Raw genomic sequence first — 21,965 nt, forward strand, 5'->3', positions numbered from 1 at the left:
GCCCCGGAACGCGAAAGTCCTCCCCCGGGAAGGCAGGCGAGCACCCCGGGCCGCTTCATCGGCTTGACTATTATTATCCGCGAGTAATAACAACCCCATGAACGCGGATGAAGGGCTGGTGGCGCTCGGGTTCACCGAGGTCGAGGCGCGGGTGTACTGCGAGCTGCTGAAGGGGGCGCCGGCCACGGGCTACCGCCTGGCGCAGGCGCTGGGGAAGGCGCCGCCGAGCATCTACCAGGCGCTCGCGTCGCTGGAGCACAAGGGGGCGGTGCTGGTGGAGGAAGGCGAGCCGCGCTCGTTTCGTCCCGTGCCTCCGGACGAGGTGCTCGCCGCGCTGCAGCGGGGCTTCGAGACGCGCAGGAGCGAGGCGGCGAGCGCGCTGCGCAAGCTGCACGCCCCCGCGCAGGACGACCGCATCTACCACCTGAAGAGCACCGCGCAGGTGATGGAGCGCGCGCGGGCGATGATTGCCTCGGCCACCGAGCAGGTGCTCTTCGACCTCTTCCCTCCCCCCTTCACCGCGCTCGTCCCCGCCCTCACGGAGGCGAGCGCGCGCGACGTGGCCATCGCGGGGCTCGTCTACGACGAGACGCCCAAGGTGGCCTTCGACTGCGTGCTGTCCTCCAACGCGGAGTTCGTGCGCGAGCGCTGGCCGGGCGCGCAGCTCACGCTCGTGGTCGACGCACGCGAGTTCCTGGTCGCGCTGCTCACCCCCGACGGCGCCGGCGTCAAGCAGGCCATCTGGAGCGACAGCGGCTACCTCTCCTGTCTGCAACACAGCGGGCTGTCCGCGGAGGTGCGCCTGAGCGCGCCCCAGGCCACGCGCGCCCGGCTGTCACGCGCCTTCTCCCTCGTCGGCTCGAGCCCGCCCGGACTGCGGCAGCTCGTGAGCCAGCCCTCCACCCCCAAGCGCGGAAACACCCCATGAGACCCCTGCTCCCGCTCCTGTTGGCCCTCGTGCTCCTCCCTCTCACCGCCCCCGCGGACGCGACGCGGACGCTCATCGAGCGTCACCTCGCGTGGCGCGGTGGGGACGCCTTCACGCGCCTGGAGAGCCTCCATGTCCGAGGGAAGACCTCGACCTCCGGGCTCCAGGGGACGATGGAGTCCTGGAGCCATCGCGACGGACGCGTCCGCCACGACGAGGACTTCGGGGTGGTGCGCCACTCGATGGCCTTCACGCCCGAGGGCGGCTGGAAGCTCAACGCCAGCGGTCAGGTGGAGGATGCCTCGCCCACCGACGCCCGCGACGCGCGGCACCAGCTGGCGTTGGAGCTGGGGACCGCGCTGCGAGGGGGCGACGGCGCGAAGCTCGAGCCCCGCGCCGATGAGACGCGGGATGGCCGCGCCTGGAAGGTGGTGCGCGTCACCTTCGGCGACGAGGACCTCTATGACCTGTTCCTCGACGACGCCACTGGAGCGCTCCACGGCCTGCGCATCCGCGAGAACAACGTCACGCGCTTCGTGCGCCTGGGGGACTGGCGGCAGGTGGAGGGCGTGCGCATGCCCTTCCTGGAGGAGGAGCTCACCGACAACCCGGACTCCGACTCGCGCACGGTGGTGGAGACGCTGGAGCTCAACGTGCCCATCGCGCCCGCGGTGTTCGAGCGTCCCCAGGACGTGCGCAAGGCGCGCTTCACGAACGGCCGCCACACCACGGGCTTCCTCCCGTTCGAGTTCTTCGACGACAACCGCGTCTTCATCCCGGCCAGGGTGAACGGCAAGCCGACGCAGGTGCTGCTCGACAGCGGCGCGGAGATGACGGTGGTGGACGCGGCCTACGCCCGCACGCTGGGGCTGAAGACGGAGGGCCAGGTCGCGGCGGTGGGCAGCGGCGGACAGGCGCAGGCGCAGTTCGCGTCGGGCGTGGACATCGGGATGGGCAACCTCAGGCTGACGGGGTTGACGGTGGCGGTCATCGACCTGGCCCCCGTCGCGCGGATGCTGGGACACCCGCTGCCCGTCATCCTGGGCAAGGAGGCCTTCCATCAGCTCGTGGTGGACGTGGACTTCCCGAACCGGCGCGTCGCCTTCCACGACCGCGCCCACTTCAAGCCGCCCGCGAAGGCGGTGCGGCTGCCGCTGGTGGAGTCCGCGGGCGGGCAGCGCGCGGTGCAGCTCTCCATCGAGGGCCGGCCCGCCATCCCCGTGCTGTTCGACGTGGGCAACGGCGGCGCGCTCTCGCTCTTCCCCGCGTACTGGGAGGAGGCCCGGCTGCTGGAGGGACGGCCCAGCTCCAAGACGTTGTCCGGCGCCGTGGGCGGCCTGAGGGAGCGCGACGTGGCGACGCTGAAGCACATCGAGCTGGCGGGCGTCACGCTGGAAAACGTGCCCACGGTGTTCGACGACGCCGGCAACAGCATCTCCACCTCGGACCGGCTGCTCGGCAACCTGGGCCTGGGCGTCCTCGCGCGCTTCCGGATGCTCACCGACTACCAGACGGACACGCTGATGCTCGTGCCCGACGCGCGGGCCCTGCGTCAGCCCTTCCGCAAGGACCGGTCCGGCCTGCTCGTGCTCCCCTCCTCGGAGGGCCGGCTCGAGGTGAAGCTGGTCGCGCCCGGGAGCCCCGCGGAGGCCGCGGGCTGGAAGGTGGGCGAGGAGATTGTCGCCATCGACGGCAAGCCGCTCGGCCCCGACGCGTCGAACCAGGCGCGGTCCAGCTGGCGGTATCGCGCCAGCGGCCAGACGGTGGTCCTCACGGTGAAGGGCGGCGAGCAGCGCAGGCTCACCCTGCGCGACTACTACTGACGGCCGGGCGGGCGGCGGTACCCGCTCGCGTCGCGGGTGCCCGTCGCCTCGATGACGCGCCCGTCGGCGCCGGCTCGTCGAGGGCGCGCAGCTCGGCGGCGTGGTGCTTGCCCCAATCACACAGCGCGCCCACGATGGGCCGCAGGCTGAGCCCCAGCGCGGTGGCCGTGTACACGACGCGCGGCGGCACCTCCGCGAACACCTCGCGCGCGACGACGCCGTGCAGCTCCATCTCGCGCAGCTGCTGCACCAGCACCTTCTGGCTCACGCCCGGAATCACCCGTCGCAGCTCCGACAGCCGCTTGGGTCCCTCGAAGAGGAAGTAGAGGACGAAGATCTTCCAGCGCCCGCCAATCACCTTCAGCGCGCGCTCCGCGGGCACCAGCGGGAGCTCCTTCACGATGGGCATGGTTACCTCCGGGTTCCTAGGGAACGAAGACGTCCGTAGAGGGGGAAAAGGTCTATAGTTCCCGGGACGGGGCGTATTTACAACTCAGGCCAGCAATCACGCGGCACGAGAGAGGAATACGCCCATGTCCGAAGCCACCAGGCAGGTCCCCATCGCCCTCATCACCGGCGCCAGCCGGGGCCTGGGCCGGAGCGCCGCGCTGGCGCTCGCCGAGCGAGGCAGCGACGTCATCGTCACCTACCGCTCGGGACACCAGGAGGCGCAAGAGGTCGTCCAGGCCATCCGGGCCCTTGGGCGCAAGGCCGTGGCCCTGCGGCTCGATGTCGGCGCGACGGACACGTTCGACGCCTTCGTGTCCCAGGTGCGCGAGGCCCTGAAGCAGACGTGGGGCCGCGAGCGCTTCGAGTCCCTGGTCCACAACGCGGGCGTCGGCGGCTACGCGCCCTTCGTCGAGACGAGCGAGGCCCTGTTCGACGAGCTCCTCGCCGTGCACTTCAAGGGCCCCTTCTTCCTGACGCAGAAGCTCTTGCCCCTGCTCGCCGACGGCGGGCGCATCGTCAACGTGTCGACGGGGCTGGCCCGCTACGCCCTCCCGGGGCTCTCGGTCTACTCGGCGGCCAAGGGCGCCCTCGAGGTGCTCACCCGGACGCTCGCCGTCGAGCTGGGCGCGCGGCGCATCGCGGTGAATGTCGTCGCGCCCGGAGGCATCGTCACCGACTTCGGCGGCGGCGTCATGAAGGACCCCGCCCTCCAGAAGACCGTCATCGAACAGACGCCCATGGGGCGCCTGGGACAGCCCGAGGACGTCGCGGGTGTCATCGCCATGCTGCTCGCGCCGGAGACGGGCTGGGTCACCGGCCAGCGCATCGAGGTCACCGGCGGCTATCGGCTCTGACGGCGCGCGCGAAATAACAAACAACCCAGGCCCGCGTCGTCCAGGTGTGGTGCTCGCGCACGGGGAACAGGCCCCGTCGACGAAGCACCACATCCCGGAGGACGTATGTCCTTGAACGCGTCGAGGCTGTGGAGCTGGAGTCTCGTGGTGGGGTTGGGGCTCGTGGGCTGCGAGGCGGCACCGCCGCCTGGAATGGAGTCGGAGGCCACGCTGGGCGAGTCGGAGAGCGCCGTGGTCATCCCCCCCACCACCTCCTTCGACTGGCCCCCGTTCGCGAACGTGACGGACGTGTCCCTGGGGTCGGGGCATCGCACCGTGGCGGTGGCGCCGGGCAAGCCCTTCTCCCTGTCCACGGACTACTTCGTGGGGGCGGACCCGTGCATCGGGTGCAACAACCAGCTCGTGTTCGGGGTGCAGGATGGCACCGGCGCGTGCGCCTTCGATGGCGTCGGTCCCGTGCAGAGCCACGCTGACGTGGAGCTCATCGCGCCCACGACCCCGGGCATCCACAAGGTGCACGGCAATCACACGCGCGCGCCGGACTGCGCCGCGGCGCTCGGGGCGGCGGTGAGCGGACCGGCCTTCGGGCTCATCGGCGTCTACGCCGACCCGTGGGAGTGGAGCTGGGGCAGGGTCAACAACCTCCGGCTGAACGGGAACAGCTCGCACAAGATCAACGTCTTCCCGGGGGCTCGCGTCGACATCACCACCGACTACAAGCTCGACCCGGGGTCGGGCGGCTGCCCCGGCTGCTGGGCCCAGCTGGTCTTCGGAATCGACCAGGGCTCCAAGACGTGCATCTACAATGGCATGGGCACGACGAGCGCCACGAACAGCACCTTCTCGCTCACCGCGCCCACCCAGCCGGGCCTCTATCCCGTCTGGGCCGCGGCCCAGTGGGCCTTCACCTGCGACCAGGCGCTGTCCTGGTCCAACGGCGGCGCGCCCGTGGCCTTCATCGAAGTGAAGTAGCGGGAGGCTACTCCGAGCGCAGCACCTCGGCCGGGTCCACGCGCGCGGCACGGCGCGCGGGCCCGAAGCTCGCCACCACCGCCAGGGCGGCGAGCAGCGCGCACACCGCCGCCAGCACCAGCGGGTCCGTGGCGCTCACCTCGAAGAGCAGCGCCCCCAGCACCTGCCCCATCAACAGCGCCCCCAAGAGCCCGAGCACGATGCCCAGCCCCGTGAAGCGCAGCGACTGGAGCACCACCATGCCCGCCACCTGCGCCGCGCGGGCTCCCAATGCCAGCCGGATGCCCATCTCCCCGCGTCGCTGGCCCACGATGAAGGCGATGACGCCGTAGAGCCCCACCGCGCTCAAGAGCAGCGCCATCCCCCCGGCGATGCCGAGCAGGAACAGGGTGAAGGACGCCCGCGCCACCGACGGCGACTTCGCCAGCACGCGGTCCATCGTCTGCGCGTTGGCCAGCGGCACCGTGCCGTCCATCCGCGCCAGGATGCGCCGGATTTCGGGCGTCAGCGACTCCGGGCGGGAGGTGGCCGTGCGCACCACCACGGCGGGCGAGCGGCGCGGCCCCCACAGCGGCAGGTCCGCGGCCGGCGCGAGCGGGAAGAACACCGCCTCCGACGGCGCCTGGTCCAACCCGTGGGCCCGCAGCGGCCCCGTCACGCCGACGACCTTGTAGAACGGCGGACCGAAGCCGTTGCCCCGGATGCCCTTGCCCAGCGGGTCCTGCCCCGGCCAGAGCCGCTCGGCGAGCGCCTGCGTCACCACCACCCCATCCGACTTCTGCTCCAGGTCATCCCACGTCAGCTCACGCCCCTGCACCAGCGGGATGCCCAGGGCCTTGAAGTACCCGGGCGCCACGCCGGGCGTGGTGACGCAGGGCATCTTGGAGGGCTCCTGGGACATCCCCTCGACGGCCAGGGCGGCGCAGCCTCCGAAGCGGCCCAGCGGCAGGTGCGTGGACAGGCTGGCGCTCTTCACCCCGGGCAGCGCCTCGATGCGCGACAGCAGCTCACCGTAGAAGCGGTTCACCTCGTCGTAGCCCGTGTAGCGCGTGCGAGGCAGCACGATGTCGAACGTGAGCACGTCGCGCGAGTCCAGCCCCGGGTCCACCCGGTGCAGCGTCCAGTAGCTGCGCAGCATCAACCCCGCGGCGGCCAGCAGCACCACCGCCAGCCCCACCTGCCCCACCACCATCCCTCCGCGCACGGCCTGGCTGCGGCGCGAGGACGTCAGCCCCCGGCCCGACTCGCGCAGCCGCGCCAGCGCCTTGTCCCCCCCGAGCAGCGGGAAGAGCCCGAAGACGACGCCCGCCAGCAGCGCCAGCCCTCCGGCGAACACCCCGCCGCGCCAGTCCAGGCCAATCTCCCGCAGACGCGGAAGCCCCGAGGGCTCCATCGAGACCAGCAGGCTCAGCGCCCCGTGCGCGAGCACGAGCCCCAGCCCGGCGGCGACGCCACACAACAGCAGGCTCTCCGTGAGCGCATGCCAGGCCAGGTCCCGCCGGCCGGCGCCCAGCGCGGTGCGCACCGCCAGCTCCCGGGAGCGCGCCTCCGAGCGCACGAGGAAGAGGTTGGCGACATTGGCGCACGCGATGAGCAGCACCAGCGCCACCGAGCCCAGGAGGATCCACAACACGCGGTCCGCGTCCCCGACCACGTGCCGGGCCAGGGGCGACACCCGGGTGGTGAAGCCCGTGTCCCGCATGAAGCTCTCGGTGTACGCGAGCGGGAAGAGCTCCGGCAGGCGCGTGGTCAGCGTGGCGAGCTCGGCCCGAGCCTGCTCCAGCGTGACGCCGTCCTTCAGCCGGCCCGCGGCCCGGACCCAGTGCGAGTTCTCCGGCGGGCTCGTCGGGTCCAGTTGCAGCGGCCGCCACAGGTCCACGGTGTCGTCCGGCAGGTGGAGGCCCGGCGCCATGACGCCGATGACCTCCGTGGGCTCGTCATCCAGCCGTATCGACGTGCCCAGCACCTTCGGGTCCGCGCCGTACTGCCGCACCCAGAAGTCGTAGCCGAGCACCACGGTGCGAGGCGCGCCGGGCGCATCCACCTCCGGGGTGATGATGCGGCCGAGCGCGGGCCGCGCGCGCAGCACGTCCATCAGGCTGGCCGACACCAGCGCCACGTCCACGCGCAGCGCGCCCTCCTCGGCGGCGAGGCTGCCGTTGGACGTGTCGAGCGCCCCCAGGGACGCGAAGCCGCGGGCCTCCTTCTGGAAGTGGTGGTAGCCGGCCACGGACAGGTCCCACCGGGCCTCCGGCGCGAGCCTCGGCACCGGGCTGTCCAGCCAGACCAGCCGCTCCGGGTCCGCGTACGGCAGCGGGCGCAGCACCACCGCGTCCACCACGGAGAACAGCGCCGTCGTCGCCCCCAACCCGAGCGCGAGGGTGAGCACCGCCATCACCGCGAAGGACGGGCTGCGAGCCAAGGAGCGCAGCGCCTGGCGCGTCTCGCGCGCCACCATGTCCCAGAGCTCCGTGCGGCGCTCCTCGCGTGCCATGCGCTCGTCAATCACGTGGGTCTCCTCCCGATAGGCCTTCACATCACCGAAGCGCGCGAGCGCCTCCGCGCGCGCCGCCTCGGGGGTCATTCCCCGGGCCACGTACTCCTCGGTGCGCATGGCGAGGTGGAACTCCAGCTCCTCCGCCACGTCGTCCTCCAGCTGCCCGCGACGCACGAGCGCGCGCAGCGCGTGATAGCGGTCTTTCATCCAGCGCATGGGACGCGGTCCTTTCCTCAGGCGCCCTGCATCACGGGCCGGGCCTGGAGCACCTTCGACACGGCCTCGGTCATCCGCTCCCAGGAGGAGGCCTCCTGCGCGAGCTGCCTGCGGCCCTCCGCCGTCAGCGTGTAGAACTTCGCGCGGCGGTTGTTCTCGGACACACCCCAGTCCGCCTTCACCCAGCCCCGCTTCGTCATGCGGTGCAGCGCCGGGTACAGCGAGCCCTCCTCCACCCGCAGCGCGTCGTCCGTCGTGCGCTGGAGCCAGCTCGCCACCGCGTAGCCATGCATGGGCCCGCCGGTCAGCGTCTTGAGGATGAGCATGTCCAACGTGCCCTGCAGCAGCTCGGTCTGCATCGTGTCCCCTAGAATGTCTAGGGGTAGATAGCGCCACTCCCCTAGAACGTCAAGGGGAGCGGGTGCCGGCGCTCACGGTGAGGCGCGTGCGGGCTCGGAGAGGAACAGTTCGGCGAGCTGGGAGGCGTGCTCCTCGACGACGTCCGCGTACATGTTGGTGAGCAGGGCGACGACGAGCCGCGAGTCCGGGAAGAGCAGCAGCAGGCCGCGGCCGCCTTCGATGGCGCCCCGGTGGTGGAAGAAGCGCCGCCCCTGGGGGGTGACGCCGAGCCGCCAGCCGATGCCCACGCCCGTCTCCTTGCCGGACTGGAGCTTCTGCGACGTGAAGAGGAGCGCCAGGGTCTGCTCGCGCAGGAAGCCGGGCTGCAGGTGCGCGGAGCCGAACCGCACCAGGTCCTCGGCGGTGGAGAGCAGGCCGCCTCCGGCCCACTTGTAGCTGTTGTCGACGTGGGCCGCGTGCAGGTGGGTCCCGGAGGGGCCCGGCGCATAGAAGCGCGTGCGGTCCGGAATCAGCTGATGGGGATGGTCCGCGCCCGTGTGGCGCAGGCCCAGCGGCTCGAGGACGGAGCGGTGCAGGTGGCGCAGGAACTCCTCGCCGGAGGCGCCCTCGATGACGGCGCTCACCAGGTTCCAGCCGTAGCTGGAGTAGGCGTAGCGCGTGCCCGGCTCGAACAGGAGCGGGTCCGCCTGGAAGAGCTCCAGGCCCCGGGCGACGCTGTCGAAGTGCTTCGCCTGTTGGAAGATGACCTCGTCCTTGTCCACGTAGTGGCGCACGCCCGCCACGTGTCCGGTGAGCTGGCGGGTCGTCACGGGCCACTGCTTCTTCGGGAAGGTGGGGACGTACTTCTGGACGGGGGCATCCAGGTCCAGGCGCCCCTCCTCCACCAGACGCGCGACGGCGGCGGCGGTGAAGACCTTGGAGATGCTCCCCACGCGGAAGCGCGTGAGCGGTGTCACGGGGACGTGCTGCTCCAGGTCCGCGTAGCCGAAGCCCTCGGACCAGAGGACCTGGCCGTGCTGCGCGACGGCCACGGAGAGCCCCGGCAGGTGCTTGCTCGCGAGCAGCTCGCGCGCGAAGGCGCGCCCCTTCTCGATGCTCGACGCATGCCGTGAGGAGACGGGCGGGAGCGGATACGACGCCTCCGGCGCGGCCCACACTGGGGTCGTGGTGAGCCAGGTGGTCAGGGCCAGGGCGATGAGCCGTGCGGTCGTACGAAGAGCGAGAGGTGCGGCTGGGGCGGGCATGACGTGTCCTCGTGATGCGGGGGAACGGGAGACACCGTGCCCTCGCGGGCGTCACGCGGGTGGAGTGTTCAGCCGGTGGGTCCAGGCGCGCGGCGGGCTGGCTTGACGGCGCGGCGAACGGACCGGCTCTCAGCGCAGGTGCTGGAGCTTCTCGCGGTGGCTCCGAGCCACGCGCAGCTCGGCCCCACCCGCGAGCACCACCACGAGGTCCCTTCGCCCCTCGCTGCGCAGCTCACGGATGCGCCGCGAGTTGACGATGATGGAGCGGTGGATGCGCATGAAGCGCTCCGGGTCCAGCCGCGCCTCCAGGCTCTGCAGCGTCTCGCGGTGGAGGTGCGACTTCCCGCCCGCGTGGATCTGCACGTAGTAGTCGGCGGCCTCCAGGTACTCGATTTCGTCCACATCGAGGAACACCACGCGGCCCGTGTCACGGATGGCGAGCCTGCGCACCCACGGCTCCGCGGGGACGGCCGGGGCGACCTGTGGCGCGACGTCACGCTCTCCATAGGTGGAGAGCACCGACAACAACCGGTGGCTCAAGTCCGACATGCGCGCCATGCGCAGGTGCGCCTTGGCGCGGCCGACGGCGTCGTGGAAGCGCTCGTCGCGGAACGGCTTGAGCAGATAGTCGAGCGCGTGGATGTCGAAGGCGCGCAGCGCGTAGCGGTCATACGCGGTGACGAAGATGACCGCGGGCACCTCCCCTGGGGCGAGCCGGGCGAGCACCTCGAACCCATTGAGCTCCGGCATCTGCACATCGAGCAGCACCAGGTCCGGGCGCTGCTCGCGGATGAGGCGCACGGCGTCCGGTCCGTTGCCCGCCTCCCCCACCACGGTGACCTCGGGGTCCGAGGCCAGGAGCAGGCGCAGCCCCTCGCGAGCCAGGGGCTCATCGTCCACGACGAGCGTGCGGATGGCGGCGGCCGCGTTCATGCCCCGAGCGCCTCGGACGAAGCGGACTGGAAGGGCAGCTCCAGCCGGGCCCGCACACCGCCCTCGGGGCGGTTCTCCAGCGAGAAGACGTAACGGTCCGCGTAGAGCTGGTGGAGTCGCGCCCGCACGTTGGCGACCCCGATGCCGCCATCCTGGCGCTCCCACCCCGGAGCCAATCCAGGACCGTCATCGAGCACTTCCAGCACCAGCCGCGGCCCCTCGCGCGAGGCGCGCAGCTCCACGCAGCCCGAGCCCGAGCGCGCGGCGAGCCCGTGCTTGATGGCGTTCTCCACCAGCGGCTGGAGGATGAGGCTGGGCACCAGCGCGCCGAGCGTGACGGGGTCGATGGCGCGCACCACCTGGAGCCGGTCCTGGAAGCGGGTCTGCTCGATGTCCAGGTAGCGCTCCAGGAAGTCCAGGTCCTCGTGCAGGGGGACCCACTGCCGTCCGGTGGAGTTGAGGGCCATGCGCAACAGCTCACTCACGCCGGTGAGCATGCGGATGGAGCCCGCGGTGTCCTGCTTGCGCACGAGGACGGAGATGGCGTTGAGCGTGTTGAAGAGGAAGTGCGGGTGGAGCTGGGCGCGCAGGACATCCAGTTGCGCATGGGCCAGGCGCGTCTCGAGCTGGGACTGGACCAGCTCTCCCTCGCGGTAGCGGTGGTGGTACTCCACGGCATAGCCGATGGCGACCAGGGTCCCGTAGATGAGCAGGGACGTGATGACGTGCTTGGCCATCATCAACGGCAGCATCTGTCCGAGCGACGTCTCCGCGAGCCACTTCTCCCCCGCGGTCCGCGACACGAAGTAGATGAGCGTCACGTACGGAACCATGAGCGCGGCGAGGGCCGCGACGTGGACCGCGAGCGCCCGGGGCCAGACGCCTCGCTCCAGGCGGAAGCGCCGCCCCAGCCCCAGCACCACCGGCGTGGCGAAGGCCCAGTACTGCCAGGGAGGCAACTGCACCAGCAGCGCCCGGGTGAAGGAATAGCTGGGGTCCTTGGCCTGGGCGTAGACCCAGGTATGAAGCGCGGCGATGACGCCCGGCACCGCGTAGACGAGCATCAACAGCGGCAGCCGGTGCGCCAGCGGGAGCGGCTCGGCCCGAGCCGACACCCCGAGCGTCGCGCCGGGGGATGACAGCAGTGGGCTCGCGACACGAGAGGTGGATTCCACGCGGCGTCGGAGTCTACGCCCGAACCCGGCCACCTCCGAGCGGGTGCAGCCAACGGGCACCAGCGTGCAGCCAACGGGCCCGCCCGCCTGCTCTCCACGTCACGCCTGGCGACGGGTGAACACGCCCAGCTTGTCGCGATTCCACGCGTTGATGGTCAGCGAGGCGGCCCGGTTGCGCGCGAAGGTGAAGATGGCGCCGGAGAACCCGGAGGCGTTCTCTCCCGTGGTCTGGAAGAAGAACTCGTCGCCGCTGTAGTGCATGAGCGGGAAGCGCTTGCCCGCGGGCCCCACGGTGAAGGACAGCACGCCCTGCTGGAGCGACACGGTGAGGTCGCCGTAGACGCGGTTCGGATACGTGCCGACGTAGGCGCCCAGGTTTCGCGGCGGCGTCGGATTCACCGCGGGCCGCGAGTACTTCGTCTGGTCCTCGGTGACGGGCTCGGACACGATGGGCCCCAGGTAGGCGAGCCAGTTCCGCGTCGAGGCGTTGTAGCGGACGATGTCCACGAACTCGGCGGCGATGGCCTCCGGCAGTCCCCGAGGGTCCGCGTTCGTCAGCACCGCGATGCCCAGCTTCTTCGACGGATACAGGAGGATGCTCGTCGCGGCGCCGCGCCCGAAGGCCCCCGAGTGGCTCAGCCGCAGCTCCCCGGTGTTCTCGTAGTCGACGTTCCAGCCCAGGCCGTAGAAGCCGCTGCGGCCTCCGAGCTCCTCGGGCCCATGCGTGACGCTCTGCGGACGCCAGATGGCTTGCAGCCCCGCGGTGTCCACGAGCGGCCCCTGGAGGCCCGGGACGACGCCGCCCGCGAGCAGCATCGTCAGCCACCGGGCCAGGTCTCGCACGGACGCGTTGGCGCCCCCCGCGGGCGCCTGGCCGTCATTGTTCGCGCCCAGGTCCGGCGTCCACCGACCGTTCACCAGCGTGTGCAGCGCCGCGCGGTTCTTGCTCGCCTGCAGCTCCGCGAAGGAATAGTTCGCGCTGGTCATCCCCAAGGGAGCGAAGAGCACCTCGCGCGCCAGGTCTCCCCACGAGCGCCCCGTGGACGCCGCGAACGCCACCGCGCCGGCCGTGAGCCCATAGTTCGTATAGGCATACGTGTCGCGGAAGCGGGACAGGGGATACAGCGCGAGCTTCGAGATGATCTGCTCGCCGGTGTAGCCGAGGTCCTCGAGCAGATCTCCCGCATGGTCCGGCAGGCCGCTGCGATGCGAGAACATGTCGGCGACGGTGACGTGCTGGCCCACCCACGGGTCCGCCAGGGTGAAGCCGGGGCGCAGCGACTGGAGCGTGTCGTTCCAGCCCTGCCCCTTGGACAGCTGCCGCGTCAGGGCGGCGGCAATCACCGTGGAGCTCAGGGGCTTGGAGACGGAGGCCAGCTGGAAGACGGTGTCCGGGTCGACGTCGCCCGCGACTCCCGCCTGCTTCTCCCCGATTCCCTTCAGGTAGCGGACGACGCCGTCGTACACCACGGCGACCGCGATGCCCGGGACGGTGGTGGCCGCCTTGTCCTTCTTGATGATGTCCTCGAGCACCGCCAGCGCGCGCGTCACGCCCTCCGCGGTGATTTCGCCGCAGGCCGGCACCGGCGCGGCCGTGGGCCCACGAGAGACCTGCGCGGGCACGGCGGCCTGGGCCGTCGAGGGGCCTCCCGTCACGGCCACCCCGACACCCGCGGCGCCAAGCCCCTGCAACACCGCCCTGCGCGGCAACACGGATGTCGAGCCGTTCACATCGTCCTGCGCCATGTCGGCCTCCTCGGTCTGACGTCGAAGAGGTTTCGACGAACCGGCGCGCGGAGGGTGGGAAGCAGCCAGCACGCGCGCAACGTCCCGAAGTCCAGTTGCGCGGCGCGGCCCTCACGGCAGGGGCCTCACGTTGACTTTATATACGGCCTATACAAATCATCCTGAAAACGCGTCATGGGGCCGCCGACGTGGCCCGGGAGAGAGACACATGGCGGAGCGCTGGCTTCTCCAGGGGGCGACGGTGGTGACGGGAGACCCCGAGCACGAAGACCTCCCGTGCGGTGACCTGCTCATCGAGGACGGCCTCATCGTGGCGATGGGGCGCGGCTTGAGCACGGAGGGATGCCGGGTGCTGCCGCTCACCGGGAAGCTGGTGATGCCAGGCCTCATCGACACGCATCGACACACCTGGCAGACACCGCTGCGCGGGCTGGGCGCGGACTGGACGGTGATGGACTACCTCGCCGCGGTCCGCGTGAAGCTCTCCCCGGTGTTCCGCCCCGAGGACCTCCATGCGGGGACGCTCGCGGGGGCGCTCGAGGCGCTCGACGCGGGCATCACCACGCTGGTCGACTACTCGCACTGCATCAGCTCGCCGGAGCACGCGGACGCGGCGCTCCAGGGGCTCCAGGACTCCGGCATCCAGGCCCTCTTCGCCTACGGCTTCGCGCCGGGCCCCACGCCAAGCCCGGCCTTCCCCTCCCCCGAACATCGCTTCGCGGACGCGCGCCGACTGCGAGCGGGCCCCCTGTCCTCGGACTCCAGTCGCGTGCGCCTGGGCATCGCGCTCACCGAGATGCAGGTGCCCTGGGAGCAGAGCCGCGCGGAGGTGCACACGGCGCGCGCGCTGGGGGTCCCCATCAGCCTGCATTGCTCGGCGTGGCCCGTCACCGGGCCGAGCGAGGTCGAACAGCTGGCGCGTGAGGGGCTGCTCGGTCCGGACCTCCTCTTCGTGCACTGCACGTTCAGCGGGGACGAGGACCTGGCGCGCATCGCGAACAACGGCGGCTCCATCAGCGCGACGCCGGAGTCGGAGCTGCAGATGGGCATGGGGTTCCCCATCGTCGGGCGCGCCCTGCGCGCGGGGGTGAGGACCACGCTGGGCTGTGACGTCGTGGCGAGCAACGGGGGTGAGCTGTTCACGGCGATGCGGCTCGCGCTCCAGTCGGAGCGGGGACGCGCGAACGCGCTCGCGGGACTGCCTCGACGGCTGGACCTGAAGGCCCGCCAGCTGCTTCGCATGGTGACGCAGGACGCGGCGGACGCCATCGGCCTGGGAGCCGTCACGGGCTCACTGCGCCCCGGGAAGCAGGCGGACCTGGTCGTGCTCTCGGCGGACTCGCTGAACCTGAGCCCGCTGGGGGCCCCGCGAGACGCCATCGTGATGCAGGCGCATGCGGGAAATGTCGAGTCGGTGATGGTGCGCGGAAAGCTCGTGAAGCACCGAGGCGTCCTCCTGGGGACGGAGGTGTCCGGTGTCCGACGCCAGGTGCTGCGGGCCCGCGACGCGGTGCTCGAACGGGTCGGCGGGATGTCGGCGCTCCTCGCCGAACACGCGCGGCTGGAGGAGCACTGGGACCTGGGCGCGGGGCGTGCACCTGGGACGACTGTCACGCGCTGACGACACGAGGCCCAGAAGCCGGTTGCGCGCCCCTGGAAGCCGACTACGTTCGCGGGAGTGAAGACCCCCAAACCGAGAGGGCGGCCTCCTCGGCTGTCCGGTCCGCTCGTCATCGAGACGGCCGCGAAGCTCGTGCGGGAGAACGGGCTGCGAAACCTCTCGATGCGCGCGCTGGCGGACAGGCTCGGCGCGACGCCCATGGCCTTCTACCACCACGTCGGAGACCGCGACGCGCTGGTGGCCCACGTGGTGGAGCACATCTTCGAGCAGCTCGTGCTCCCCGACGCCAGCCTCGCGCCGCTGGACTGGCTGCGTGAAGTGGCGATGCGGGTGCGCGCGCTGGGGCTGGAGCATCGAGGGGTGATGGACTTCCTCCTGGAAGAAGGGCCCGCGGTGCACGGGGCGCTGGTCGTCCTGGACAGAACCGTCACGAAGCTGCACGAGGCGGGCGTGCCGTGGCACGAGGCGGGGGACCTGCACAACACGTTCTTCTCCTGGCTCGCGGGCACCATCCGTCGCCAGGAGCAGTGGGCCGCGAGGCAGGAGGATGCGCCCCCTCCCCTCCAGCGCTTCCACGCCGCCGCCCTCGCGCTCCCAGCCAAGGACTACCCGGGTGTGGCGCAGACGCTGACGCGCATGCGGACCCTCGATGTCGAGGCCGAGTTCCAGAACAGCCTCGACTTCATGCTGGAGGGAATCGGCCGACGCCTGGAGCAACACCGCGCCAGGAAGCCCCGGGGGCGATAGTCGGACGGCTCCACGTTTGAAGCCGACGTCCAGGGCGCGGACGGACGGCGGGGGGCGCCGCGCATCTCGCGCCCCCCGCGTGCGCCGGAGCGCGCTACAGCGCTTCCACGAACAGCGCCAGGTCGCGATAGGCACCGGAGGGAGTCATGGTGACGTACCAGACGCCCGGCTCGGGGTCCAAGACCCAGCAGGAGTTGTAGCTGCGGAAGTCCGACGACATGCAGCCGTACTCCGTGGCCGTCGGCGGGCTGTCCTTGCGCGCCGCGACCTTCATCGCGCCCGCGGGAGAGCCCGTGTCCATGCCCGCCGCCTCCACCGCGAGGTGGTCCATGCCCGGGGGAACCATGACCTTGAAGGTCCTCGCGAGCGCGGACGAGGCGGTGAGCCCCTTCGTATAGGTGCCGCTGCGCACCAGCGACACGGCGTCCACCTGCTGGGCATGGAAGCCAACGATGCGTGCCGAGGTGAAGGTCGCCGAGGTGGACCTCACCAGCGCGTACCACGTGCCCGCCGCGGGCGCCGACACCTGACACCGCACGGTTCCCGCGGTGGGCTCCGCGCAGCGCGTGCTCGCCGTCGTCGGCAGCGCGTCCTTCGCGAGGAAGACCGCCAGGTCGCCCGTCGTCGCCGTCTGCTGGCCGGACACCTCGAAGAGCAGCTCCGTCTCCCCCGCCGGCACCTCCAGGTTGAAGAACTGGGGCTGGCCCGGCTTGATGACGAGGTTGGGCAGGGGCACGCCATTGGTGAGCGCCGTCACCGTCTGCGCGGCGAGCATGCCGCCGGTGAGCGACAGGCCGCGATACCGCGTCGTCCCCGTGAGCGACACGAACCACGTTCCCGCACTCGGGTTGGGGATGACGCACACCCGTCCGTGGGTGGTGGTGGAGCCGGTGCAGTCCACGCTCACGCTGCCCACCGGCCGACCTCCAAACTTCACCTTGAGGGTCGGGTTGCCCACGCCGTTCCCCGTGCCGAACCACAGCAGGCCCTGGCCCGGAGGGACCTCCATCCGCCACACCTGCTGCGAGCCGCCCTCCGCCGTCAGGCCGGTGAGCGCGACGTGGGACGACAGCGGGGCAATCCCCTCCGCCTGCGTCATCGAGTACGTCCCCGACAGGCGCGCCATGGACGACAGGTTCGTCACCGTCTGCGTCCAGTGCCCCACGTACCACGTGCCGGCGCGAGGCTGGACGAAGTCGCAGTTCTCCTCGCTGCCCATCGCGTTCCTCGACGCGCAGTCGTAGCTGTAGGTGGTCGGCGGAGCACCGTAGCGCACGTAGAGGTTCGCGTCGCTGGTGAGCGTGCCCTCGCCCTTCAGGTTGAAGTTGAGGTGGCTCGCGCCCGGAGGGACCTCCAGCCGATAGACGGTCATGGTGGACACGGGGACGCTCTGGACGGGCTGCTCCCACATGCCGTTGACCAGCGCGCGCGCCTCCCGGTTCGTCGTGGTGATGCGCATGGCGCCGTTGAACGCGGTACTGCCAGACAGGGTGATGTACCAGACGCCTCCCGCGGGGGTGGGGATGTCACAGGAGCGCCAGGCCTTGCACTTGTAGGAGAACTCGGTCGGATAGGCCCCGTGCTGGATCCAGAGCTCCGGCCCGACGGAGTCGTGGTACTGGCGGCCCAGCATCTCCACCAGGAGATAGGGCAACCCCTCGGGGAACTCCAGGCGGTAGGTCCGGAAGACGTTCGACGAGGACGGCACGGGCGTCGCGGTGTCGGTGACGACGGAGGAGATGGGCCCCGTCTCCGAGTGCCTCGCCACGAGGGAGGCGTTGGAGCCCGAGCCCGGAGGCGGCCACATGCTGGTGACGCGCACGAGCACGAACCAGGGGCCCTCCTGGGGGTCGAAGTAGTCGCACCGCTCGTAGGACGAGTACGACTGGGTGGAGGCGCAGTCGTAGTCCGTGTTCGTCGGCAGGGCGCCGCGCTTGACGTAGAGGCTCGCGTCCGCCTGGCTGTAGCCCTGCGTGACGAAGGTCAGGCCGGTGCGCCCAGGCGGTACGTCGAAGCGGTAGTAGGTCCCCTGGAAGGTCTCGGCGATGCCGTTCACGGTGACGCCGTTGAACAGGGGGAGCGGCGCGGTCACCTTCGCGGTGAGCGTGCGGTCCGTGAAGGCCGCGCGCGAGCGGACGCGCACGTACCAGGTGCCACCCGCGGGGCGCTCGATGAAACAGGGCGTGAGCATGAAGCACCCCGTGGTGCCCGTCGCGGGGGGCGGGCTGCCCGGCTGTGCATCCACCATGACGTCCAAGGTGGGGTTGCTCAGGGTGAACTCGAGCTTCACCTGGTGGGGCGGCACCTGGAGGGTGAACAGCCGGTCCTCCAGCGGCATGCCGGAGAACGATGCCGAGGGCTGGTCGAGCACCAGCGCTCCGGTGGAGACGGGCACGGCGCTGGTGTAGCCAGCCGTGAGCGTGTGGCCCGCGAAGTCGCCGTAGCCGCCCGGCTCCACCCAGAAGTGCCACGTGCCCGCCGCCGGCGCGTCGATGACACACGAGCCCGGCAAGGACTTCCGGCAGACATAGCCGCCGTCGTGCACGGGCCGGCTGCCACGTCGCGCCGACACGTAGCCCGAGCCCGTCCCACCCTGCGCCCAGATGGCCAGCCGCGCCTGTCCCGGCGGGACCTCCAGCGTGTAGTAGAGGCGGTCATCACTGTGGCCGCCCACGCCTGTCACTTGTTGGAGGTTCGTGAGCGCCGTGTTGCTGACCACGCCCTTGTAGCGGCCCAGGACCGAGAGGTACTCGAACTTGCGATACGGGTACTCCGGAGCCACCCGGACATACCAGGCACCCGCGCGAGGCTCCTCGAAGGTGCAGCGGCTCCCGGTGCTCGACCGGCTGCAGTCGTAGTCGGTGCCCTCGGGCGGACTGCCGTACTTCACCGTCATCAGGAAGGAGCCGAAGAAGAGGGACGGCACCTCGAAATAGAGCGTGGCGACGGACTCGGGGACATCCAGCCGGAACAGGAACGGCCCGCCCGATTCGCTGTCGAGGCGGGACACCTCCTGACCGTTCACCAGCGGAACGGCCAGCTCCAGGCTCACCGACTGCGCGAGCAGCGTGACCCCACTGAACGCCGCGTAGGCCCGCACCATGACGTGGTACGTCCCCGCCACCGGCGCGGTCACCGTGCAGGTCTCCGTGTTGCCGGTGACCCACGAGCGGCAGTCATAGCTGGTCGTCGAGGGGTTCCCGCCCCGCTTGACGTAGAGGTCCGCGTCGCCGGTGCCTCCCGAGAGCGTGACCTTCAGGGAGGCCTGCTGCGCGGGCACCTCCAGCGTGAAGAAGAGCATGGCGTCCTTGGCCGCCGAGAGGTTCGTCACCGGCTGGCCATTGATGAGCGCCGTCACGGGAGGCACCACCGTGCCCACCAGCCTCGCGCCGCTGAAGGCCGTGTAGCCGCGCAGCATGACGTACCAGGTCCCCGCCTGGGGGGTTGGCACCTCGCAGACTTCCGTGTTGCCGGAGGTGTTGGAGCGGCAGTTGAACGTCGCGAGGTCGGGCGTGGAGCCATGCCGGAGGTAGAGGTCCGCGTTGCCCGTGCCGTCCGAGAGCGCCACGCTCAGCCGCGTCTGCCCCGCGGGCACCTGGAGCGAGTACATGAGCCAGTCGCCCACGACGCCGGACACAGCCGTCATGGCCTGGCCGCTGGTGAGCGCGCGCACGGGGCTGGTGCCCGTGCCGTAGGCGGAGACGGTGGCCGTGAGCGTCACGTTGGAGAAGGAGCTCGTGGCGGTGAGCAGCACGTACCAGGTCCCGGCGATATCGCGGCCGGACACGGTGCAGCGCTCCACGCTGTCGGCTCCCGCGGACGTGCAATCACCCGTGGTGGCCGTCGGTGCGGCGCCGAAGGCCACCTTCATGTCCAGGTTGCCGGGCCCTCCCGTCGTGGCGAAGGTGACCGCGCTCTGGTGGGCCGGGACGTCCAGCGTGTAGAGCCGCTGCCCGCCCGTGGGGGCCGCGATGAAGGGGATGGGTGTGCCTGGGGTGAGCACTCCGTCCACCAGCTTCTGAGAATGGCCGTCGGTGGAATCCGGGTCCGACTCGGGTGACTCACCACGACAGCCGCTCCACAGGAGCAGCGCTCCCGCGAGCAGGAAGATGCGCTGAAGACTTTTCACAGGGGTCCTCGAATCGAGTCAGGGCCTCGCGGTGAGGGCCGCGAAGCCGCTGGAATTTGCAATCAGGTGACACTTGCTTCCGTCACCCTCGAACGGACCCGGGCGCGGATTGTCGCGTCGCGCCGCGAGGAATTTTCACCGGGTGTTCCAGACGAGGAGGACTCACGAGGTCTCGGAGCCGCCCGCGGAGGACACGGCCACCTCCTCGACGTCTCGGGTTCTCGAGGTCTCCATCTCCACCGGACTTCCGAGCGCGCGACATCGACAGGCCGGACTGGGCGCCATGGCATGGAAGCCATCTCGTGCCTGACGACTTCATCGCGCGGCTGCAGCAGGAAGCGGTGAACGCTCACGAAGTGGCTTGCGACCCCAGGACATTTGCATTGCTCATCAGTCGACCGGCGCCGCCACAGCGCGTCTGCTGGTCAACGCTCTCCACTCAGCGGCTTAATTGGCTTAATCCTGTTTTACAGCTCTATGCATGATGTTGGCGGCCCGGCCATCCGGAGCCAGCGCCTCCGCGCTCCCTTGGCGTGGAGCGCCCGAGAAACCGTCGACCACAAGGAGCACCATCATGTCTGGCCATCTTGTTTCACGCAGTCTGGCGTTGCTGGGAATCTGTGGGGGCCTGAGCGTTCTGGGAGGCTGTGAGCGCGCCGAGCCAGCGTCCGCGGACCTCGACCCGGTGGGCCAGGTGGAGAGCGCCGCCATCGTCGACACCATCACCGCGGGTACCTACGTCATCCGCTCGGTGATGACCAACAAGTGCATCGACGTCGCCTCGTCGAGCACGGCGGACGGCGCCAAGGTGCAGCAATGGGATTGCAATGGAACCAATGCACAGCGCTTCGTCGTCACGCCGACGTCCGGCGGCTACTTCAGCATCATCAACGTGAACAGCAACAAGGCGCTCGACATCAAGGAGGCCAGCGTCGCGGCGAACGCGCTCGTCCACCAGTGGAGCTACGGAGGTGGAACGAACCAGCAGTTCCGCTTCGTGAAGGAGGTGGGCAGTGAGTTCAGCATCCGCGCCCGCCACACGGACATGGCCATCGACGTGTACTGGGGCAATACGGCCAACGGCACGGAGCTGGTGCAGTACCCCTACGAGCAGCGAACGAACCAGCGCTGGACGTTCGACCGTGTCGATGGAGGCGGCGGCACGGGGCTGGCGGCCATCCTGAGCGAATCCACGTTCAACGCCATGTTCCCGAACCGGAACCCCTTCTACACCTACAGCAGCCTCATCGCCGCCGCGAGCACCTTCCCGGCCTTCGCCAATACAGGCTCGCTGGAGACGCGCAAGCGCGAGGTGGCGGCCTTCTTCGCCAACACGGCGCACGAGACCGGGAACTATGTCTACATCGAGGAGATCGCCCGTGGCCCCTACTGTGGCACCTGGGGCCCGCCGGGGTGCAACTGCGTCGCGGGCAAGCAGTACTACGGCCGTGGGCCCATCCAGTTGTCCTGGAACGGCAACTACTGCGCCGCCGGAGCCGCGCTGAACCTGCCCCTGCACACGAACCCCGACCTGCTGGCCCAGGACGCGAACGCCTCGTGGCGCTCCGCCTTCTGGTTCTGGACCACCCAGACGGGTGCCGGAAGCATGACTGCGCACAGCGCCATGGTGAACGGGGCCGGCTTCGGTGAGACCATCCGCACCATCAATGGCACGTTGGAGTGCAACGGTGGAAACCCGGGGCAGGTGCAGAGCCGCATCCAGAAGTATCAGGACATCGCCAACCTGCTCGGCGTGAGTCCTGGAGGCAACCTGGGCTGCTGAGAGGCAAGTCCCAACGCTCGTGGAGTGGGGCCGGAGAATCGACGGCCTCACCCCACGGGTGCGACTGCGCCAACATCACTGGAACGAGAGGGGAAGCTGCTGCCGGTACGCGAAGTCGGCCAGCCACCAGAATGGTCTACGTGCCCTCGTTCTTGCTTTCGAGTTCACTCTTCAGACCTTCAAGTTCAAGTTCGAATACATAGATGGTCGGATGGTCGGCGCCGGGACGCAGGGTGACGGCGAAGTTGGCGGCGCCGAATGCGGTTGAGGCCGTCAGCTCTACTTCGGGGATACCGAGCCTGTCGGAGACGACCTTCACGGCCCTGGCCATCGTGGGGTGCGACCCTTCATCGATATGGACGATGACCGAGCTGCCTTCGACTTTCTTGAAGTGAATTCCCACGAATGTCTCCGATGGAATGAGTAGGGGTAGGCGCGAGCCGGCGCCGTGTGGTTCGAGGATACTGCTCGGCAAACGACTGGTCGC

At 70.2% G+C, this 21,965-nt stretch carries 16 protein-coding genes; 7 read left to right on the plus strand and 9 right to left on the minus strand.

The genetic code is table 11. From position 1 onward, the window contains the following. The first annotated feature begins 97 nt into the window (after nt 1-97). Complete coding sequence (locus tag OWM54_RS10220; protein WP_267697355.1) at nt 98-928, plus strand: TrmB family transcriptional regulator; 831 nt, start codon at nt 98-100, stop codon at nt 926-928. Then, complete coding sequence (locus OWM54_RS10225; protein WP_267697356.1) at nt 925-2,751, plus strand: aspartyl protease family protein; 1,827 nt, start codon at nt 925-927, stop codon at nt 2,749-2,751. Before OWM54_RS10220 ends, OWM54_RS10225 begins: the two co-directional genes overlap by 4 nt. Here the strand turns inward: OWM54_RS10225 and OWM54_RS10230 are convergent. Further along, the gene (locus OWM54_RS10230) at nt 2,729-3,160 is read right to left on the minus strand and encodes a winged helix-turn-helix transcriptional regulator (RefSeq protein ID WP_223750247.1); all 432 of its coding nucleotides are present in this window, start codon (nt 3,158-3,160) and stop codon (nt 2,729-2,731) included. The two genes, OWM54_RS10225 and OWM54_RS10230, sit on opposite strands and share 23 nt — an antisense overlap. 124 nt (nt 3,161-3,284) lie before the next feature. On the opposite strand from OWM54_RS10230, the gene OWM54_RS10235 reads away from it, so the two are divergent. Next, complete coding sequence (locus tag OWM54_RS10235) at nt 3,285-4,055, plus strand: SDR family NAD(P)-dependent oxidoreductase (RefSeq protein ID WP_267697357.1); 771 nt, start codon at nt 3,285-3,287, stop codon at nt 4,053-4,055. Nucleotides 4,056-4,160: 105 nt separating this feature from the next. Next, nucleotides 4,161-5,027 carry a hypothetical protein gene (locus tag OWM54_RS10240; RefSeq protein WP_267697358.1) on the plus strand — a complete coding sequence of 289 codons (867 nt, stop codon included), beginning with the start codon at nt 4,161-4,163 and terminating at the stop codon, nt 5,025-5,027. Nucleotides 5,028-5,034: 7 nt separating this feature from the next. Here the strand turns inward: OWM54_RS10240 and OWM54_RS10245 are convergent, their stop codons facing one another. The 6 genes from OWM54_RS10245 to OWM54_RS10270 all read right to left on the minus strand — a co-directional run bounded on the left by OWM54_RS10245 (nt 5,035) and on the right by OWM54_RS10270 (nt 13,198). Beyond that, complete coding sequence (locus tag OWM54_RS10245) at nt 5,035-7,740, minus strand: ABC transporter permease (protein ID WP_267697359.1); 2,706 nt, start codon at nt 7,738-7,740, stop codon at nt 5,035-5,037. A gap of 17 nt (nt 7,741-7,757) precedes the next feature. Beyond that, nucleotides 7,758-8,099, minus strand: coding sequence for a PadR family transcriptional regulator (locus tag OWM54_RS10250; RefSeq protein ID WP_223785471.1), 342 nt, complete (start codon nt 8,097-8,099; stop codon nt 7,758-7,760). A gap of 72 nt (nt 8,100-8,171) precedes the next feature. After that, entirely contained in the window at nt 8,172-9,344 is a 1,173-nt protein-coding gene (locus tag OWM54_RS10255; RefSeq protein WP_267697360.1) for a serine hydrolase domain-containing protein, read from the minus strand. Nucleotides 9,345-9,473: 129 nt separating this feature from the next. Beyond that, entirely contained in the window at nt 9,474-10,277 is an 804-nt protein-coding gene (locus OWM54_RS10260; protein WP_267697361.1) for a LytR/AlgR family response regulator transcription factor, read from the minus strand. Next, on the minus strand, nt 10,274-11,392 hold the full coding sequence (locus tag OWM54_RS10265) for a sensor histidine kinase (protein ID WP_267697362.1): 1,119 nt from the start codon (nt 11,390-11,392) through the stop codon (nt 10,274-10,276). The genes OWM54_RS10260 and OWM54_RS10265 overlap by 4 nt, the downstream gene beginning before the upstream one ends. A gap of 159 nt (nt 11,393-11,551) precedes the next feature. Continuing rightward, the gene (locus OWM54_RS10270; protein WP_267697363.1) at nt 11,552-13,198 is read right to left on the minus strand and encodes a serine hydrolase; all 1,647 of its coding nucleotides are present in this window, start codon (nt 13,196-13,198) and stop codon (nt 11,552-11,554) included. Between the two features lie 208 nt (nt 13,199-13,406). On the opposite strand from OWM54_RS10270, the gene OWM54_RS10275 reads away from it, so the two are divergent. Together OWM54_RS10275 and OWM54_RS10280 are read left to right on the plus strand one after the other, a co-directional pair. Then, entirely contained in the window at nt 13,407-14,819 is a 1,413-nt protein-coding gene (locus OWM54_RS10275) for an amidohydrolase family protein (protein WP_267697364.1), read from the plus strand. A 57-nt stretch (nt 14,820-14,876) separates the two neighbouring features. Continuing rightward, nucleotides 14,877-15,566: a TetR/AcrR family transcriptional regulator gene (locus OWM54_RS10280; RefSeq protein ID WP_267697365.1), complete on the plus strand. Its 690-nt coding sequence runs from the start codon at nt 14,877-14,879 to the stop codon at nt 15,564-15,566. A gap of 94 nt (nt 15,567-15,660) precedes the next feature. Here the strand turns inward: OWM54_RS10280 and OWM54_RS10285 are convergent, their stop codons facing one another. Continuing rightward, complete coding sequence (locus OWM54_RS10285; RefSeq protein WP_267697366.1) at nt 15,661-19,695, minus strand: PPC domain-containing protein; 4,035 nt, start codon at nt 19,693-19,695, stop codon at nt 15,661-15,663. Nucleotides 19,696-20,269: 574 nt separating this feature from the next. Here OWM54_RS10285 and OWM54_RS10290 point away from each other — a divergent pair. Beyond that, nucleotides 20,270-21,478: a glycoside hydrolase family 19 protein gene (locus OWM54_RS10290; RefSeq protein ID WP_267697367.1), complete on the plus strand. Its 1,209-nt coding sequence runs from the start codon at nt 20,270-20,272 to the stop codon at nt 21,476-21,478. A 136-nt stretch (nt 21,479-21,614) separates the two neighbouring features. Here OWM54_RS10290 and OWM54_RS10295 read toward each other — a convergent pair whose 3' ends face one another. After that, nucleotides 21,615-21,881 (minus strand): hypothetical protein, encoded by a 267-nt coding sequence (locus OWM54_RS10295; protein WP_223750237.1) that lies wholly within the window; start codon nt 21,879-21,881, stop codon nt 21,615-21,617. Nucleotides 21,882-21,965 lie beyond the last annotated feature (84 nt).

This window comes from Myxococcus sp. MISCRS1, from assembly GCF_026626605.1.
In the GTDB taxonomy this organism is placed as follows: Bacteria; Myxococcota; Myxococcia; order Myxococcales; family Myxococcaceae; genus Myxococcus; species Myxococcus fulvus.